General features: G+C 69.7%; 13 protein-coding genes. 8 read left to right on the top strand and 5 right to left on the bottom strand.

The genetic code is table 11. The features are described 5' to 3' along the window. Positions 1–52 precede the first annotated feature (52 nt). Positions 53–730 carry a TetR/AcrR family transcriptional regulator C-terminal domain-containing protein gene (locus ACFSVL_RS20980; RefSeq protein WP_378306612.1) on the top strand — a complete coding sequence of 226 codons (678 nt, stop codon included), beginning with the start codon at positions 53–55 and terminating at the stop codon, positions 728–730. Here the strand turns inward: ACFSVL_RS20980 and ACFSVL_RS20975 are convergent. Next, positions 711–2489 (bottom strand): VanW family protein, encoded by a 1779-nt coding sequence (locus tag ACFSVL_RS20975; protein WP_378306610.1) that lies wholly within the window; start codon positions 2487–2489, stop codon positions 711–713. The genes ACFSVL_RS20980 and ACFSVL_RS20975 overlap by 20 nt on opposite strands. A gap of 124 nt (positions 2490–2613) precedes the next feature. Continuing rightward, positions 2614–4332: an L-arabinonate dehydratase gene (gene araD, locus ACFSVL_RS20970; protein WP_378306608.1), complete on the bottom strand. Its 1719-nt coding sequence runs from the start codon at positions 4330–4332 to the stop codon at positions 2614–2616. Positions 4333–4451: 119 nt separating this feature from the next. Between araD and ACFSVL_RS20965 the strand changes: the two genes are divergently transcribed. The 3 genes from ACFSVL_RS20965 to ACFSVL_RS20955 are packed head-to-tail and all read left to right on the top strand — an operon-like array spanning position 4452 to position 6627. After that, positions 4452–5105: a GntR family transcriptional regulator gene (locus ACFSVL_RS20965; protein WP_378306606.1), complete on the top strand. Its 654-nt coding sequence runs from the start codon at positions 4452–4454 to the stop codon at positions 5103–5105. A gap of 4 nt (positions 5106–5109) precedes the next feature. Further along, a complete protein-coding gene (locus ACFSVL_RS20960) occupies positions 5110–5613 on the top strand; it encodes a metallophosphoesterase family protein (RefSeq protein WP_378306604.1) in 504 nt (167 codons plus the stop codon). Between the two features lie 18 nt (positions 5614–5631). Beyond that, positions 5632–6627, top strand: coding sequence for a PHP domain-containing protein (locus ACFSVL_RS20955; RefSeq protein ID WP_378306602.1), 996 nt, complete (start codon positions 5632–5634; stop codon positions 6625–6627). Positions 6628–6651: 24 nt separating this feature from the next. Here the strand turns inward: ACFSVL_RS20955 and ACFSVL_RS20950 are convergent, their stop codons facing one another. After that, on the bottom strand, positions 6652–7500 hold the full coding sequence (locus ACFSVL_RS20950) for a chitosanase (RefSeq protein ID WP_378306600.1): 849 nt from the start codon (positions 7498–7500) through the stop codon (positions 6652–6654). Positions 7501–7790: 290 nt separating this feature from the next. Between ACFSVL_RS20950 and ACFSVL_RS20945 the strand changes: the two genes are divergently transcribed. From ACFSVL_RS20945 to hrpA, 3 genes are all read left to right on the top strand, one after another. Then, a complete protein-coding gene (locus ACFSVL_RS20945; protein ID WP_378306599.1) occupies positions 7791–8108 on the top strand; it encodes a hypothetical protein in 318 nt (105 codons plus the stop codon). A gap of 40 nt (positions 8109–8148) precedes the next feature. Continuing rightward, the gene (locus ACFSVL_RS20940; RefSeq protein WP_378306598.1) at positions 8149–9342 is read left to right on the top strand and encodes a cation:proton antiporter; all 1194 of its coding nucleotides are present in this window, start codon (positions 8149–8151) and stop codon (positions 9340–9342) included. A 127-nt stretch (positions 9343–9469) separates the two neighbouring features. Beyond that, on the top strand, positions 9470–13294 hold the full coding sequence (hrpA, locus tag ACFSVL_RS20935; protein WP_449224385.1) for an ATP-dependent RNA helicase HrpA: 3825 nt from the start codon (positions 9470–9472) through the stop codon (positions 13292–13294). Between the two features lie 3 nt (positions 13295–13297). On the opposite strand, the gene ACFSVL_RS20930 is transcribed toward hrpA, so the two are convergent. Both ACFSVL_RS20930 and ACFSVL_RS20925 read right to left on the bottom strand, forming a co-directional pair. After that, positions 13298–13696 (bottom strand): hypothetical protein, encoded by a 399-nt coding sequence (locus tag ACFSVL_RS20930; protein ID WP_378306595.1) that lies wholly within the window; start codon positions 13694–13696, stop codon positions 13298–13300. A 152-nt stretch (positions 13697–13848) separates the two neighbouring features. Beyond that, entirely contained in the window at positions 13849–15543 is a 1695-nt protein-coding gene (locus ACFSVL_RS20925) for a bifunctional 3'-5' exonuclease/DNA polymerase (RefSeq protein ID WP_378306594.1), read from the bottom strand. A 278-nt stretch (positions 15544–15821) separates the two neighbouring features. On the opposite strand from ACFSVL_RS20925, the gene ACFSVL_RS20920 reads away from it, so the two are divergent. After that, positions 15822–17447, top strand: coding sequence for an acyl-CoA synthetase (locus ACFSVL_RS20920; RefSeq protein WP_378306592.1), 1626 nt, complete (start codon positions 15822–15824; stop codon positions 17445–17447). The last annotated feature ends 4 nt before the right edge of the window (positions 17448–17451 follow it).

The raw sequence follows: 17451 nt of genomic DNA, 5'->3' as shown, positions 1-17451 counted from the left end.
CCGCAATTTAATCCACGCCGTGGGTTTAACGCAAGTGCGCCATGATGGACCCGTGAACACCACGACTCGCCGGGGACGTCCGCGCAAGGGCGACGCCCGGCTGACGCGGGAGGCGATCCTGACGGTCGCGCTGGAAGTGGTCGACGCCGGCGGAGCGGCAGCGGTGAGCATGCGGACCGTCGGGCAGCGCCTCGGCGTGGACGCGAAGAGCCTCTACCACCACATCGACGGCAAAGAGGGTCTGCTCGACGCGGTCGCCGGGCACGTGCTCGGCGGGATCGGCCTCCCGGAACTGACCGGGCAGCCCGAAGAAGACCTCCGCGCGATCGCCCGATCCTTCCGGACCGCGACGCGAGCGCATCCGCAGGCCGCCGCGCTGGTCCTCACCAGGCAGCTGCCCTCGATCGCCGCGCTCGCGCCGGTCGAGGCGGTGCTTTCGGTGCTGCGCAAGGCGGGCGCGTCTCCCGAGGAAGCGGTGCACCTGCTGCGCTCGCTCCTGGCCGTCGTGGTCGGCTCGCTCCTGCGCGAGGCGGGCGCGGGACCGGCGTTCGGCGTCACCGACGAGGACGGAATCGCCCGCCGCCGCGCCGATCTGGAGCAGACCGAACTGCCCGCCGTCGTCGAATCCGCGCCGCATCTGGCGCGGTGCGATCACGAGGCGGAGTTCGCTTTCGCCGTCGATCTCGCGGTTTCCGCGGTGGTGCGGCGGCTTACTGCTCCCCGCAGGTGATCTTCGGCTGCGGGTTGTAGCGGACCGACCGCGTGTGCCGCGAAACCTCCCGGCCCGACGCGGCGTCGCGCAGGATCCGGGTGTCGCTCGCGGTGAACCCGGGCGCGCCGTTGGACGCGTGGCAGTTCTCCGCCGGGCCCGGTTTCGTCGGCGGCGGCGTCGGATTCGTCCGCTCGCCGGGGACCGACTCGACGGTGTATCGCTTGGTGCCCCACAGCTTCACGGTGATGGATGACGACGTCCAGACGGTCTGGATCGCGACGCCGGTGTCCGAGTCGTTGGTGAACTTCAGGTCGATCACGCTGGCGCCATTGGGATTCTGGAACACCGTCGCCTCGCGCGCGGCCGGGTAGCGGCTGATGTAGTAGCTGTGTTCCTTGTGCCCGGCGTCCTTCATCCCGGAGAAGTACGCCGCGTTGTACAGCGTGGTGGCGAACTGCGAAATGCCGCCGCCGACCTCGCGCGCGGGCGCGCCGTTCTCGATCACGCCCGCCTCGACGTAGCCCTGCGGACGTCCGCGCGGACCGGTGAACCCGTTGAGGCTGAACGTTTCTCCCGGCTTCACGATCGCGCCGTTCACCTTCTCGGCGACCACGCGGATGTTCGTGCCGGAGTCGGGGGCGAACCCGCCGGTGCTGAATTCGCCGATGACTTCCTTGACGCCCAGCTTGTCCGCCTGCTCGGTGGTGACCTTCGCGGGCGTCTTCTTGTAGATCGCCTTCAGCTCGCGGGCGTCGGTCTGCTTGAGCGTGTTCGGCAGCGGCTTGAGGCTCTGCTCCCAGTCGACCGTGTTGCCGTCCGCGGACGGCTCGACGACCGGCTTGCCGCCGGAGAACGCGATGGCCGCGTCCTTGCCCTCCTGCTCGGTGGACTTCAGCTGCGGCGCGAGCGCGTCGGTGACCTTCTTCGGGTCGATCTGCGGGGCGAGGCTGCCGCCGTCGCCGGGCACGAACGTGAGCGCGCCGGCGATCTGCTCCGGCGTCAGCGTCGCGTCCGCGCCTTCGCCCTTGACCACGACCGGCGCGGACACCGCGGGCTTGGCGAATTCGGCGAGCGCCCGCTGGACGCCCTCGGCGGTGGTGCGCACCGGGGCCGGCGCGACCGGAAGCGTGAGTTCGCTGCTGGAAGCCCAGCCGCTCAGCACCTTCGCGCGAGCCGCCGCGACGTCCAGTTTCTGCCCGGGCTGCGGCGGGACCGCGACCGGGTTGGCACCGTCGAACCGGATCGTGCCCTCGACCGGATCGCGGTCGACGCGGCCGCGCAGCTCCTCGAGCGCCGGGTTGAGCTTGGCGTCGTCGGCGTGCGACACGACGCCGAGTTCCCGGGTGCTGAAGAACGACGTGAGCCGGGTGAAGGGGTTGATCGGCTGGTCGCCCGCCTGGTCGAGGGTGCCGCTCCAGTCGAGGCCGAGCCCGGCCTCGGTCGGCGACAGCTTGGTGTGCGCGTTGCCCGCGGTGACGGTGAGCGGCTGGGTGAGCCGCGGCTCGATCTTCCCGCGCAGCTCGCGTTCGGCGACCGGCCGCTCCAGCCCGCCGACGTCCACGCCGGCCACGACGACGCCGCGCGGCACCCGGCCCTGGCTGGTCAGCAGGTCGATGAGGTAGGCGACGACCAGCACGCCGAGCACGCCGCCGCTGATCCAGCCCGCTTTGCGCAGGCCTCGCCCGCGAGGCGGGGGCGGAGGTTCTTCCGGAGGCACGACCGGCAGGATCTCGGTCTGGTCGCTGTCGGTTTCCGGCCAGCGCGGTTCGTACTGCACCTCACGACCCCTTCGATTCGCTGCGGTCAAGGGCACAGAGTACGGGCCGAGCCGGACATGCCGGACTACTGCCCCCAGCGGAACAAACCGGTCACCCTGTGTCGTGGGTGGCGGGGTCCGAGCGTCACCCTGCGTCCGGCTCCGGATTGGCACCGGCGCGGGCGAGAAAGTCGAAGTCGCAGCCCTGATCAGCCTGCGTGATGTGCTCCGCGTACAGGGCACCGTAACCCCGCTCGAACCGCGGCGCCGGGGCGGCCCACGAAGCGAGACGACGCTCCAGTTCAGCGTCGTCGACCTGCAGCTGCAAGGTCCGGGACGGCACGTCCAGGGTGATCAGGTCCCCGTCGCGGACGAGCGCGAGCGGTCCGCCGACGTGTGATTCCGGTGCCACGTGCAGCACGCACGCGCCGTAACTGGTGCCGCTCATCCGGGCGTCGGAGATCCGCACCATGTCGCGCACGCCCTGCTCCAGCAGGTGCGCCGGGATCGGCAGCATGCCGTACTCGGGCATCCCGGGACCGCCGAGCGGACCGGACCCGCGCAGTACCAATACGGAATCGGCGGTGATGCCCAGCGCGGGATCGTCGATGCGCTTCTTCAGGTCCGCGTAGTTGTCGAAAACCACCGCCGGGCCGGTGTGCGTGAGCAGGGCGGGGTCGGCGGCGATGTGCTTGATCACCGCTCCGCCGGGAGCGAGGTTGCCGTGCAGCACGGCCACGCCGCCTTCGCTCGCCACCGGATTGTCGCGCGGACGGATCACGTCGTCGTTGTGCACGCGGGCTTCGGCGAGGGAATCGGCGAGCGGGCGTCCGGTGACGGTGATGCGGTCGAGGTGCAGCAGATCGGTCAGGCGGGACAGCAATCCGGGCAGGCCGCCCGCGTAGTAGAAGTCCTCCATGAGCCAGTCGCCGCCCGGCCGGATATTCGCCAGCACCGGCACGCGGCGCGCGATCGCGTCGAAATCCTTCAGGGACAAGGAGATCCCGCTGCGCCCGGCCATCGCGATCAGGTGGATCACCGCGTTGGTCGACCCGCCGAGCGCCAGCACGGTGGTGATCGCGTCGGCGTACGCGCGTTCGTCGAGCAGCTTCGTGATCGTGAGGTCTTCCCACACCAGGTCCACGATCCGCGCGCCGCTCGCCGCGGCCATCCGGTGGTGCGCGGAATCGACCGCCGGGATCGACGCCGCGCCGGGCAGCGTCAGCCCCAGCACCTCGGCGGCGGACGTCATGGTCGACGCGGTGCCCATCGTCATGCAGTGGCCGGGGGAGCGGGCGAGGCCGCGTTCCAGCTCGGCCAGTTCGCGGTCGCCGATCGTGCCCGCGCGCCGTTCGTCCCAGTACTTCCACATGTCGGTGCCGCTGCCGAGCACCTCGCCGCGCCAGTTTCCGCGCAGCATCGGACCGGCGGGCACGAAAATCGACGGCAACCCGGCGCTCGCCGCACCCATCAGGAGCGCCGGGGTGGTCTTGTCGCAGCCGCCCATCAGCACCGCGCCGTCGACCGGATACGACCGCAGCAGCTCCTCGGTCTCCATCGCCAGCAGATTCCGGTACAGCATCGGCGTCGGCTTCTGATAGGTCTCCGACAGCGTCGCGACCGGGAACTCCAGCGGGAATCCGCCCGCCTGCCACACGCCGCGCTTGACCTGCTCCGCGCGTTCGCGCAGGTGCTGGTGGCACGGATTGATGTCGCTCCAGGTGTTGAGGATGCCGATGACCGGCTTGCCCAGGTGCTCTTCCGGCTCGTAGCCGAGCTGCCGGGCGCGGGTGCGGTGGCTGAAATTCCGCAGGTCGCCGCCGCCGAACCAGCGGTGGCTGCGCAGGTCCTCGGGTGCTTTCATCGCTGCTGCGGTCCCTTCGCCGACGGATGGCATCTGATATATGATCGTACGTGTCGACGCTCGGAGACGCCCGCCTGGTTGAATGTGCGGGGACGAGCGCGAAAGCCAGGAGGGTCGGCATGCCGTCCACGTTCAGCCTCCCCGCCTCCCGCACCGAGGTGGTGCTGGAGGAGATCCGGCGCGGCATTCTCGCCCGCGAGCTGCTGCCCGGCCAGCAGCTGGTGGAGGCGGAGCTGGCCGCGCGGCTCGGGGTGTCGAAGACGCCGGTGCGCGAGGCGCTCAAGGTGCTGTCCAACACCGGGCTGGTCACGTTCAGCCCCTACAAGGGCGCGTCGGTGTGCGTGGTCGACGCGGAGCTGGCGCGGTCGGTCTACGACGTGCGGATGGTGCTGGAGCCGGAAGCGCTGCGCCGCGCCGTGCGCGCCGCGGACCGCGCGTCGTTCGACGAGGCCGGGCAGATCCTCAAGGAAGCGTCGGCCGCGGACGCCGACCAGACCACGCTGAGCCTGCTGAACCGGCGGTTCCACCGTGCGCTGTATGCGGGCTGCGGCAATCCGCTGATGGTGTCGATGCTGGACGACCTGCGCGACCGCGCGGCGTTGATCACCGTGGTCGGCTGGGACGCGAATCCCAGCTGGCGCAAGGAATGGAACGAGCACAAGGCGGTGCTCGCCGCCGCGAAGAAGGGCGACGAGGACGGCGCGGCCGAGCTGCTGCGCGCGCACATCGCGGCGTTCCTCGACCATGTGCTCGAGGCGATCGGGGAGGAGTGACGGCGTGCGGTTGCTGCTTCTCGCGGACACTCACCTGCCGAAGCGGGCGAAGGAACTGCCCGCGCAGGTCTGGGACGAAGTCGAGCGAGCGGACGTCGTGGTGCACGCGGGCGACTGGGTCGACGTGGACACTCTCGACGCTCTTGACGCCCGAAGCGCCCGGCTGATCGGCGTTTACGGCAACAACGACGGCCCCGAACTGCGGAAACGCCTGCCGGAGGTCGCCAGGGAGACGCTGGAGGGCGTCCGGCTGGCGGTCGTCCACGAGACCGGCGACGCGAAGGGCCGCCCGGCACGGTGCGACGCGGCGTATCCGGACGTCGACGTGCTGATCTTCGGGCACAGCCACATCCCGTGGGATTCGGTGACGCCCGGCGGGCTGCGGCTGCTCAACCCCGGTTCGCCCACCGACCGGCGACGGCAGCCGTTCTGCACTTACCAGACCGCCGAGATCCGCGACGGCCGTCTCGGCGACGTGGAGCTGCACGAGCTGCCCCGGCGCGGCTGAGCGGGTAAAACAGGAGGCATGGACCCGGCCCGCGCCCTGCGCGACATCGCCTTCCAGCTCGAACGCGCCGGTGAACCGACTTACCGGGTGCGCGCGTTCCGTCAGGCCGCCGCAGTGGTCGACCGGCTGTCCGAGGACGAGCTGGCGTCGCGCGTCGGCGCGAAGACGCTTCAGGCGTTGAAGGGGATCGGCAAAGCCACTGCAGGAGTCATCGAGGACGCGTGGCACGACCGTACGCCCGCGTACGCGGCGAAGCTGCCTCACAGCACGCTGCCGGACGGCGGTGCGTTGCGTACGGCGCTTCGCGGAGACTGTCACACGCATTCCGACTGGTCCGACGGCGGCAGCCCGATCGCGGAGATGGCCGAGACGGCCCGCGAGCTGGGGCACGAGTGGATCGTGCTCACCGACCATTCACCGCGGCTGACGGTCGCGCGCGGCCTGTCCGCTGAACGGCTGCGTGCGCAGATGGACGAGGTCGCACGGGTGAACGAGCAGCTGGCGCCGTTTCGCGTACTGCACGGCATCGAGGTCGACATCCTTGACGACGGCGGGCTCGATCAGACCGAGAAACTGCTGGGGCAACTGGACTTCGTGGTGGCGAGCGTGCATTCGAAGCTGCGGATGCCGGCGCGGGAGATGACGCCGCGGATGCTGGCCGCGGTCGAGAACCCGCACGTCCGCGTGCTGGGCCACTGCACCGGACGGCTCGTCGGCGGACGCAGCAGGCCGGAGTCGCAGTTCAACTCGGAGAAGGTGTTCACCGCCTGCCGGGAGAACGGGGTGGCGGTGGAGATCAACTCGCGGCCGGACCGGCTCGACCCGCCGACGCGGCTGCTGCGCCAGGCGGTCGAGCTGGGGTGCGAGTTCGCGATCGACAGCGACGCGCACGCGCCGGGGCAGCTCGACTGGCAGGTTTACGGGTGCGAGCGGGCGGAGAAGGCGGGGATTGGGGCGGAGCGGGTGATTAATGCGCGGACAGCCGAGGTGCTCGTGAGTGGCAATGCCGGTTAGAACCGGCATTGCCACTCACGAGGGTCAGTTGATCTCGTACGGGTCGCCGTAGACCTTCCACTTCAGCGGCGTGTGCAGATCGAGGTTGCCGTCGTTGAGGAACACCAGCTGTTCGGTGTCCACCCGGGACGTGTCCGCGTGCGCCTCTTCCTGCTTCATGACCACCTTGCGCGCGTCGAGGAACGCCTTGAGGTACGCGGTTTCGTCGCCGCCCTGTGCCGGCGGCTTCGCCTTCGACAGCGCGGCGTCGCGGATGCCGCCGAAGCTGTCGCTGCTCGTGCCGGGGCCGTGCATCACGATGGCGTCGTAGTAGACGAACTGGCCGAGTGCGCCGAGACCGTCGGATTTTCCTTGGTTCACCGCGGGATCGAAGTACACGCGGTCGCGTTCGCTGTTCTGCGCGGACTGGAATTCCTCGGTGCCCGCGGCCTCCTTCCACGCGCTTTCGAAGGCCGAGCCGAGGCCCTCGTGCGAATCGGAGCCGTTGACCTTTTCCAGCGCGGGCAGGAATTTCGCCAGCGGGTTGTCCGGCACGGACTTGGTGTAGGCCTGCACCAGTTCGAGCATGTCGCCGGTGCCGGAGCAGAACCCGATGATGCCCGCGGTGTAGCCGCGGCCGTCGCCGATGTCCTCGATATAGGAGTACTGCTTCTTCCAGTCGAGCGAGGAGTTTTCCGCGCTCGACACCAGTTGCATCGCGATCTCCTTCTTCTCCGGAGACGCGAGATCGCCGCCCGAACCCAGCACGGACGCCGAGGCGGCGAGCGGGGCGGGCACGGCGGCGGCCGAGAGCGCGGGAGTGCTGAACACGAGGGCGAGGGCCGAGGCAGCCGTGAGACCGGCGACCAGCGTGGGCCGCATCGTCTTGCGCATGAGGGGAATCCCTTTCCGCGGTACGTGGGCAAGGCGGCCGGACCGGCGAATGGACCGGTTCCGGGTACTGCTGCGGCGTAGCGCCACGATAACCGAGCGTGAAGCGGCAGGGCAAGGGATGCGCCGAGGTTTCACGGATGTGAACGCGAGTGGTCCACTATGGACGATGAAGATTGCCTGAAGGCGGCCGAAAAGCAGCCAATGCCGCAAGTCTCGGCAGTGGAGCGTCCACTGTGGACTAAAGCGGGAGCCATCGGCGCAGGTTAAAGACATGGTAAACTCGGATCGAGATGACGACTCCTGCCGCCGCTCCCGCGCCGCGGCACCGGTCCATCCTCGTCGTGGTGCTCGCCGCCCTGCTGCTGCTCGGCGTCGCCGTGCCCGGCCCCGGTCCGGCGGGCCCGCGTCCGCACGATCCCGAACCGGCCCTGGTGCAGGAACAGGGCCCGCATCTCGTCGCCGCGCACCCGCTGCCGCTCGCCGACGCCCCGGGCGAGATCCGCCTCGCCCGGCCGGAGTGGTGCACCGTCTCGTTCCCCGGCGCGCCGCCGGTCGAACTGGACCGCGCGCCCGTGCCCGCCGCGGCGCGGGCTCCTCCCGACTGCTGAGTACTCGGTTCCCCCTGTACCCGGCTCTCAAGAGGACACTATGAGCAACGGTCATGCTTTGCTGGCCGTCGGCGGCGCTTTTCTCGCCGCCGGCGCCCTCGCCCGCGTCGGCGCCCGGATCGGGCTGCCCACGATTCCCCTGTTCATGCTGGCCGGTTTCGTCTTCGGCCCGCACACCCCCGGACTGTCCCTTGTGGACGATCCAGCCGAGTTCGGCGTACTGGCCGGGCTCGGTCTCGTCTTCCTGCTCTTCTACCTCGGACTGGAGTTCTCGCTCGACGACCTCGCCCGCGGCGGCGCCAGACTCGCCGGCGCGGGCCTGGCGTACCTGGTGCTGAACGTCGGCGGCGGGCTCGCGTTCGGCTTCGCGCTGGGCTGGGGCGCGCGCGAGGCGCTGGTGATCGCCGGCGCGATCGGCATCTCGTCCTCGGCCATCGTCACCAAGCTGCTCCTGGAAACCCGGCGGATGAACAACCGGGAATCCCGCCTGATCATGGGCATCATCGTGCTGGAAGACCTCTTCCTCGCGCTGTATCTGGCCCTGCTGCAGCCGGTGCTCAGCGGTGCGGACGGATTCGGCGCGGCGCTCGCCGACTTCGGCAAGGCGTTCGGCTTCCTGCTCGTGCTCGCCGCGCTGGCCCGCTGGGGCGGACGGCTGGTGTCGCGGCTGTTCGGTTCGGCCGACGACGAACTGCTCACCGTCTGCTTCGTCGGCGTGGCCGTGCTCGGCGCCGCGGTGGCCGAGGAGGTGGGCGTGTCCGATGCGATCGGCGCGTTCATGGTCGGCATGATGCTCGGCAATTCCCAGGTCGCGCCGCGGGTGCACAAGCTGGTGCTGCCGCTGCGGGACGCGTTCGGCGCGCTGTTCTTCTTCATCTTCGGGCTGTCGATCGATCCGGGCGCGGTCGGCACGGTCGTCCTCCCGGTGCTCGCCGCGGTCGTGCTGACGGTGGTGCTGAACCTTGCCGCCGGAGCGTTCGCCGCCCGGTTGCACGGCTTCGACCGGCAGGAAGGCGTGAACATCGGGCTGACCGTGCTCACCCGGGGCGAGTTCTCGCTGGTTCTGGCGGCGATGGCGACCACGGCCGGGCTCGACTCGCGGGTGGCCCCGTTCGTCGCCGGGTACGTGCTGCTCCTGGCAGTGATCGGACCGCTCGCCGTGCTCCGCTCGGACCGGCTGACCTGGCTGCTTCCGGCCAAGCTCGTACGGCCGCGGCCAGCCCCGGTGCCGTGAGCCGGGGAGCCAGGGCTGTCACTCGCGGCATATTCGGAAGCCAGCACGGTCACGCACGGCTATCCTTAGCCCAAGTATGTCCACTCCATCTCCCTTCGCAGAGCTGCGCGCCCAGCTGCCCGAATTGATGCTGCGCGACGAGCACCGGCTCCGCCGCCGGCTCGACGGCGCGCGCCGGTCTCGCGACAAGCAGCAGACGGCTGAGCGGATCGCCGCCGACGTCGAGACGGCGCTGCTGCGCGTGCAGCAGCGCCGCGAAAGCGTGCCGAAGATCGAGTACCCCGCCGAGCTGCCGGTCAGCAGGCTCAAGGACGAGATCGGCGACGCGATCCGCGACCACCAGGTGGTGATCGTCGCGGGGGAGACCGGATCGGGCAAGACCACGCAGCTGCCGAAGATCTGCCTGGAGCTCGGCCGAGGCGTGCGCGGGCAGATCGGGCACACCCAGCCGCGCCGGCTGGCCGCGCGCACGGTCGCCGACCGGATCGCCAGCGAGCTGAAGACCGAACTGGGCGACACCGTCGGCTACAAGGTCCGGTTCACCGACCAGTCCGGCCAGGACACCCTGGTCAAGCTGATGACCGACGGCATCCTGCTGGCCGAGATCCAGACCGACCGGATGCTGCGCCAGTACGACACGCTGATCATCGACGAGGCGCACGAGCGCAGCCTCAACATCGACTTCATCCTCGGCTATCTCAAGCAGCTGCTGCCGCGCCGTCCCGACCTGAAGGTGATCATCACCTCGGCGACCATCGACCCGGAACGGTTCTCCCGGCACTTCGGCGACGCGCCGATCGTCGAGGTCTCCGGCCGGACCTATCCGGTCGAGGTGCGCTATCGCCCGCTCGTGGACCCGGACGACCCCGAGGGCGATCCGAACCGCGACCAGACGCAGGCGATCGCCGAGGCGGTCCAGGAGCTGTCCGGCGAGGGGCCCGGCGACATCCTTGTGTTCCTCTCCGGCGAACGCGAGATCCGCGACACGGCGGACGTGCTGAATCGGCTGGAGCTGCGCAACACCGAGGTGCTGCCGCTGTACGCGCGGCTGTCCGCGGCCGACCAGCACCGGGTGTTCCAGCGGCACACCGGACGGCGGATCGTGCTGGCCACGAACGTCGCCGAGACGTCGCTGACCGTGCCGGGGATCAAGTACGTGATCGACCCGGGCACCGCGCGCATTTCCCGGTACAGCCACCGCACGAAGGTGCAGCGGCTGCCGATCGAGGCGGTCTCGCAGGCGTCGGCGAACCAGCGCAAGGGCCGTTGCGGGCGTACCTCGGACGGCATTTGCATCCGGCTGTATTCCGAAGAGGACTTCGACTCGCGGCCGGAGTTCACCGATCCGGAGATCCTGCGCACGAACCTGGCCTCGGTCATCCTGCAGATGACGTCGCTCGGGCTCGGCGACATGAACGCGTTCCCGTTCGTCGAGCCGCCGGACCGCCGCCAGGTCACCGACGGCGTGCAACTGCTGCAGGAACTCGGCGCGTTCGAGACCGGCGATTCCTCGAAGCTGACCGAGACCGGCCGCAAGCTCTCGCTGCTGCCGGTGGACCCGCGGATGGGCCGGATGGTGCTGGAGGCCGCGCGGAACGGCTGCGTGCGCGAGGTGATGATCATCGCCGCCGCACTGTCCATTCAGGACCCGCGCGAGCGGCCGGCGGAGAAACAGCAGGCCGCCGACGCGCAGCACGCCCGGTTCGCCGATCCGACGTCGGACTTCCTCTCCTACCTCAAGCTGTGGGAGTACGTCAGCGAACAGCAGAAGACGCTGACCGGCAACCAGTTCCGCCGGATGTGCCGCGCCGAGTACCTGAACTACCTGCGGATCCGCGAGTGGCAGGACATCTTCGGCCAGCTGCGCCAGCTCGCCAAACCGCTCGGCATCACGCTCAGCACCACGCCCGCCGAACCACAGCACGTGCACACGGCGCTGATTTCCGGGCTGCTGTCGCACATCGGGCTCAAAGACCCGGCGAAGGGCGACTATCTCGGCGCGCGCGGGGCCCGGTTCTCGGTGTTCCCCGGTTCGGCGCTGTTCAAGAAGCAGCCGCGCTGGGTGATGTCGGCCGAACTGGTGGAGACGTCGCGGCTGTGGGGCCGGGTCAACGCCCGGATCGAGCCGGACTGGGTCGAACCGCTCGCGCAGCACGTGGTCAAGCGCTCGTATTCGGAACCGCACTGGGAACGCAAGCAGGGCGCGGTGATGGCCACCGAAAAGGTGACGCTGTACGGCGTCCCGCTCGTCGCCGACCGCCGGGTGAACTACGGCCGGATCGACCCGGAGATCTCGCGCGCGATGTTCATCCGGCACGCGCTGGTCGAGGGCGACTGGCAGACGAACCACCGGTTCTTCGCCGAGAACCGCGCGCTGCTGGACGAGGTCGAGGACCTGGAGAACCGGGCCCGGCGGCGCGACATCCTGGTGGACGACCAGACGCTGTTCGAGTTCTACGACGCGCGGGTGCCCGAGGACGTCGTGTCCGTGCGGCATTTCGACAGCTGGTGGAAGAAGGCGCGGCGGACCGAGCCGGACCTGCTGTCGTTCGAGAAGTCCATGCTGATCAACGAGATCGCGGGCGCGGTCCGGGAATCGGACTATCCGAACTCGTGGACGCAGGGCACGCACGTCTTCACGCTGACCTACCAGTTCGAACCCGGCGCCGACGCCGACGGCGTGACCGTGCACATTCCGCTGCCGGTGCTGAACCAGGTGACGCCGGACGGGTTCGACTGGCAGGTGCCCGGCCTGCGCGGCGAACTGGCGACGCAGCTGATCAAGTCGCTGCCGAAAGCGTTGCGGCGCAACTTTGTCCCGGCTCCCGACACGGCCGCGGACGCGCTGACGCGAATGTCCCCTTCGGACGGTCCGCTGCTCGACATCCTCGGCGACGAGCTGCACGCGATGCGCGGCATCGACGTCCCGCATTCGGCGTGGGACCTTTCGACGGTGCCGGACCACCTCCGGATGACCTTCCGCGTGGTGGACGAGCGCGGCAAGCGGGTGGCCGAGGGCAAGGACCTGGACGAGCTGAAGCGCCGTCTCGCGCCGCGCGTGCGGGAGACGATTTCCAAGGCTGCCAACAGTATTGAGAAGGCAGGCTTGGTGCAGCCGTCGTTCGGCGAGCTGCCGAAGGTGTTCGCCTCCACCCGGCGCGGCCACGACGTGAAGGCATATCCGGCGCTGGTGGACGAAGGCGCTTCGGTGGCCGTGCGGCTGCTCGACACGCCCGCCGAACAGCAACACGCGATGTGGACGGGCACGCGCCGGATGCTGCGGCTCAACCTGAACTCGCCGATGAAGTTCATTACGCGCTCGCTGTCGAACTCCTCGAAGCTCGTGCTGAACCGCAACCCGCACGGCAGTGTCGCGGGCCTGCTGGAGGACTGCGTCGACTGCGCGGTCGACGCACTGATGGCCTCCGCGGGCGGCCCGGTCTGGGATGAGGCGGGTTTCGCCGCACTGCTGGAAAAGGTGCGGGCGGGCTTGAACCCGAAGGTGCTGGAGGTGCTGACGGAGGTCGAGCGAATCCTGCGCGCGGCCATCGACGTCGAGACGCGCCTTTCGGACACCCGCGGCCCGGCCGAGTCGCTGGCGGACATCCGTCGTCAGCTGGACGGCTTGGTGCACAAGGGCTTCGTGACGGAAACGGGTGCCGGACGGTTGCCGAACGTGGTCCGGTATCTGCGCGGCATCGAGCGGCGGTTGGAGAAGCTGCCGCTGGAACAGACGCGGGACCTGCAGCGGATGGCCGACGTCGCGTGGATCACGAAGGAGTACCAGGACGCGGTGGGTGCGCTGCCGCCGGGGACGTCTTCGCCCGCTCTGGCGGAGGTGCGGTGGATGATCGAGGAGCTTCGGGTGAGTTTCTTCGCGCAGACACTGGGGACGGCGCATCCGGTTTCGTTGAAGCGGATTACGAAGGCGTTGGACGAAGCGCTGGCTTAAGGCTCATTTGACCAGGAGTGTGACGGTGGCGGCGCTGGCTGAAACCGTGCCCGCGACGGCGGACAGCGAAGCCGCCACTCCGTTCATGTTGCCGAGCATTCTCCTGAGCGCTTTCGCCGGTGCTTGCTCCTTGAACGCCATCTTGAGCTTCTGCCACTTGTGCTGCCGGAGGTGACACCCGAGGAGGATTCCGCTGGCATTGTTGCGGCAGAACTCGTTTTTCCGGGTAGGCGCGCAACACCAGGTCGGTGCTTGAAAGAGGCCGTACAGCACCGCGAAGGCCGACAGGGCCGCGATGACGCCCGGCCCGATCGCCGGGATCGCCCACAGGGCGATGACCGCGATAAAAGCCAGAAAGCTCCAGAGGCTGCCGAATTTCTTTTTCCTTTTTCTCCCCGCCATGGAGAACGAAGGTACTGATCATCGTCGTCTGGTGGATAGCGCCTTTGCGGTGGAATGCGCCGCGGTGAGCGCCACCGACGGCAACATGGCGCTCCGCCAAACGGAGTTCCCGGCCTCGCCCATGTGGTGGGTGGGGAAGATGTGTCGGCTGATCATTTCGCCTCCGCATAATTGTCCACCGATTTCGCGTCCATGGGAAATCGCACCGGGCACGCCTCGCCGAACACCAGCCGGGCCGCCTCCTGGATCGCGGTTTCCACGATCTCCGCGACCTCGTCCGCCAGTTCGGCAGGTGCGTGCACGATCACCTCGTCGTGCAGGAAGAACACCAGATGCGCCGGTTCCGGCAGTCGGCCGCGCAGGGTGGCCAGCAACACCGCCGTCAAATCGGCCGCGCTGGCCTGCACCACGAAGTTCCGCGTGAACCGGCCCCAGCTTCGCGACGCTCGGCGGGCGCGGGTTTCCGTTGCCTCGTCCTCGGTGAGTCCGCCGGTCAGCGCTCGCCAGGCAGCGGACGGAGCGGGGGACGTGCGGCCGAGCCGGGAGCGGACCCGCTCGCCCCGTTCGCCCGCCGCGGCCGCATGCTCCACATAGGACACTGCGTCCGGGAAACGTTGGCGCAGCAAGGCAAGCAGTGGCCCAGCCTCCCCGGAAGTGCCGCCGTACATCGCGGACAGCATGGCGATCTTCGCGCGGGAACGGTCGTCTCTCGTATCGCCAGGGCGGAGCGGGACGTAGCGCGTGCCGGAGAACAGGGCTTCCGCCAGCCGGGCGTACAGATCAGTAGCCGCGGCGACTTCGGCTAGGCGGCGGTCGCCGGAGAGCGCGGTGAGAACGCGCGGCTCCAGCTGCGCGCCGTCGGCTACGACGAGCTTCCAGCCCGGGTCCGCGGACGCGCACGAGCGCAGCGCGCGCGGGATCTGCAGCGCCCCGCCGCCCCGGGTGGCCCAGCGGCCGGACACCACGCCGCCGACGACGTAGTGCGGGCGGAAGCGTCCGTCGGTGACCCATTCGTCCAGCCACGCCCAGCCGTTGGCCGAGTGCAGCCGCGACAGTTCCTTGTACTCCAGCAGCGGCGCGACCGCGGGATGGTCGATGTCCTGCAGGAGGTACTTCCGCGCGGCCGGGATTTCGATGCCCTCCCTGGCCAGCGCGCGGACGACGCTGGCCGAGGAGTCCGGGTTGACCGGTCGTCCGCCCAGCGCCGCCGAGATTTTCGCGGCAAGGTCGACCAAGGCTTTTGGTCGCTGGCCAGCGGGGACACGCGGGCCCAGGCGTTCTTCCAGCAACTGCAGGTGCCGGTCGGCACGCCACGGCAGCCCGGCCGCGGAGATTTCGGCGGCGGCCAGTGCGCTGGCCGATTCGGCGGCGAGCAGGAGCCGCATCCGGGCCGGGGCCTCGGTGGCGGCGACGCGTTTCTCCTGTTCGGCCAGGACCCGGCGGGCCGCGGCGACGACCGTGACTCCCGGCGGGAGGCCGGGGCCGCGCGGGGAGAACAGCGTGGGCTGCGCGTCCTCGCCGAAGGCCGGGCCGTCGTCGGGCGGTTCCTCCCCGTTCGCCCGGGCCCACGCCGCCCGCAAACTGCGCGATTCGCCCTCCCGGCCCTCGTACGCGAGCAGCAGCCCCTCCGCGAGCGACAGGTCGTAGCACCGGCCCAGCCGCACCCCGGCCTTGACCAGCGCGGGGTAGATCTCCTCGGCCGAGGGCAGCACCCAGCGCGGGCTGTCGGCCGCCTCCAGCCGGCGCACCTCGTCGGCCCAGTCGGCGCGGGACAGCCCGCGGAGGGTCCCCGCGGGGCCCTCGATCGTGTAGCCGGAGTCCTCCTCCAGGCCGGTGATCACCTGCACCGTCACATTGTGCGGACCAGCACCGACAATTTCCGCGCACCCGCCGCCCGGACGGTCCGTGAGGGGAACCCTGAGGGACTCAGATTCCTTCAGGGTTCCCCTCACGGACGGCGAACCCCGCCACCCGCCCGAACGGTCCGTGACCAGCGCCGGGAATTTCCTCCCCGGCCGGGCACTGGTGCGCGGCCGGGCCTTGCTTTACTGTCGAGTAACTCCCATACCGGCGGTACGGAGACCGTCGGCGTGGGCGCTCCCGCAGCAGCAATGGAGGTGCCCGGATGAGTGTGGCCGAGCTGGCCGGCCAGGTGGCCGACAAGCTGAGCGAGACCGTGCGCAGCGTCGAGGTGATGCGCCGCGCCGGGCTGGTGCCGTTTCCCCGCCTCGACGAGGGCCTGCGTTCTCTCGTCGCGATCCGCAGGTACGGTCCGTTCGCCGGCGCGAACCACATCGCGGCCCGGCGCGATTCGACGGCCGTCGGGATCGTCGACGACCTCGGCCCGCTCACCTTCAAGCAGCTCGACGACCAGTCCAACGCGCTCGCCCGCGCCTGGTCGCAGCGCGGTCTCGGCCCCGGTTCGGTGATCGCCGCGCTGTGCCGCGACCACCGCGGCCTGGTGCTCACGATGGCCGCCTCCGGCAAGCTCGGCGCGCGGTTGCTGCTGATGAACACCGGTTTCGCCAAACCGCAGTTCGCCGACGTCGCCCAGCGCGAGGGCGTCACCGCGCTCGTCTACGACCAGGAGTTCACCGGCCTCCTCGACGCGATCGACGGGGACGTCGACCGCTACCTGGCCTGGGTCGACGAACCGGGCGGCCACGAGATTCCGGTGCTCGCGGAGATCATCGCCAGCACCGACGACCGGCCGCTGCCCGCGCCCGCCAAGCCCGGCGGCTTCGTGCTGCTCACCAGCGGGACTACCGGCACCCCCAAGGGCGCGCCGCGACCGCACACATCCGCGCTGGCCTCGGCGCAGTTCCTCGACCGCATCCCGCTGCGCTCCGGCGAAGCGACCTTCATGGGCGCGCCGTTGTTCCACGGCACCGGGCTGTCGCAGTTCATCCTCAGCTTCGCGCTCGGCTGCACGGTGGTGATGCGCCGGAAGTTCGACCCGGAGGCCACGCTGAAGGGCGTCGCCAAGCACCGGTGCACCGCGCTCGTGCTGGTCCCGACGATGCTGCAGCGGATCGTCGACCTGCCGAAAGAAGTCCGCGACCGTTACGACACCTCGTGCCTGCGGATCATCTTCGTCGCCGGCTCCGCGCTGTCGCCCGATCTGGGCAACCGGGCGAACGAGGAATTCGGCGACGTCGTGCACAACCTGTACGGCTCCACGGAAGTCGCAGTGGCGACGGTCGCGACGCCGGAGGATTGGAAACGCGCACCCGGCACGGTCGGCCGCGCGCCGGTCGGCTGTCGCGTCGCGCTGTACGACGAGCGCGGCACCAAGATCACCGCACCGCACGTGACCGGGCGAGTGTTCGTCGGCAGCGGGCTCAGCTTCGGCGGCTACACCGACGGCCGCAACAAAGAGATCATCGACGGCCTGCTTTCCAGCGGAGACGTCGGCCACTTCGACGAGGACGGCCTGCTGTTCATCGACGGCCGCGACGACGAAATGATCGTCTCCGGCGGCGAGAACGTGTTCCCGATCGAGGTGGAAAACCTCTTGGTGGAGCGCGAAGACGTCCTGGAAGCGGCCGTGATCGGCGTGGCGGACCCGGACTTCGGCGAGCGGCTGAAGGCATTCGTGGTGCGCACCGAAGGTTCGACGCTGGACGAGGACGGCGTGCGTGAGTACGTGAAGGCGAATCTGGCGCGTTACAAGGTGCCTCGGGACGTGGAGTTCCTGGACGAGCTGCCGCGCAACGCTACCGGGAAGGTGTTGCGCACCAAGCTGAGCTGAGCGC

Source organism: Amycolatopsis silviterrae (assembly GCF_042684085.1).
GTDB lineage: Bacteria > Actinomycetota > Actinomycetes > Mycobacteriales > Pseudonocardiaceae > Amycolatopsis > Amycolatopsis silviterrae.
The sequence above is the reverse complement of the archived record's forward strand: the minus strand, read 5'-3'. Positions and strand labels throughout refer to the sequence as shown.

What these genes read in the sequence shown, in the direction of transcription:
- hrpA (WP_449224385.1), top strand. Translation starts at nt 9,470, where the DNA reads ATGCTGCGCGACGAGCACCGGCTCCGCCGCCGGCTCGACGGCGCGCGC.
- ACFSVL_RS20930 (WP_378306595.1), bottom strand. Translation starts at nt 13,696, where the DNA reads ATGGCGGGGAGAAAAAGGAAAAAGAAATTCGGCAGCCTCTGGAGCTTT.
- ACFSVL_RS20945 (WP_378306599.1), top strand. Translation starts at nt 7,791, where the DNA reads ATGACGACTCCTGCCGCCGCTCCCGCGCCGCGGCACCGGTCCATCCTC.
- araD (WP_378306608.1), bottom strand. Translation starts at nt 4,332, where the DNA reads ATGAAAGCACCCGAGGACCTGCGCAGCCACCGCTGGTTCGGCGGCGGC.
- ACFSVL_RS20940 (WP_378306598.1), top strand. Translation starts at nt 8,149, where the DNA reads ATGAGCAACGGTCATGCTTTGCTGGCCGTCGGCGGCGCTTTTCTCGCC.
- ACFSVL_RS20965 (WP_378306606.1), top strand. Translation starts at nt 4,452, where the DNA reads ATGCCGTCCACGTTCAGCCTCCCCGCCTCCCGCACCGAGGTGGTGCTG.
- ACFSVL_RS20920 (WP_378306592.1), top strand. Translation starts at nt 15,822, where the DNA reads ATGAGTGTGGCCGAGCTGGCCGGCCAGGTGGCCGACAAGCTGAGCGAG.
- ACFSVL_RS20950 (WP_378306600.1), bottom strand. Translation starts at nt 7,500, where the DNA reads ATGCGCAAGACGATGCGGCCCACGCTGGTCGCCGGTCTCACGGCTGCC.
- ACFSVL_RS20955 (WP_378306602.1), top strand. Translation starts at nt 5,632, where the DNA reads ATGGACCCGGCCCGCGCCCTGCGCGACATCGCCTTCCAGCTCGAACGC.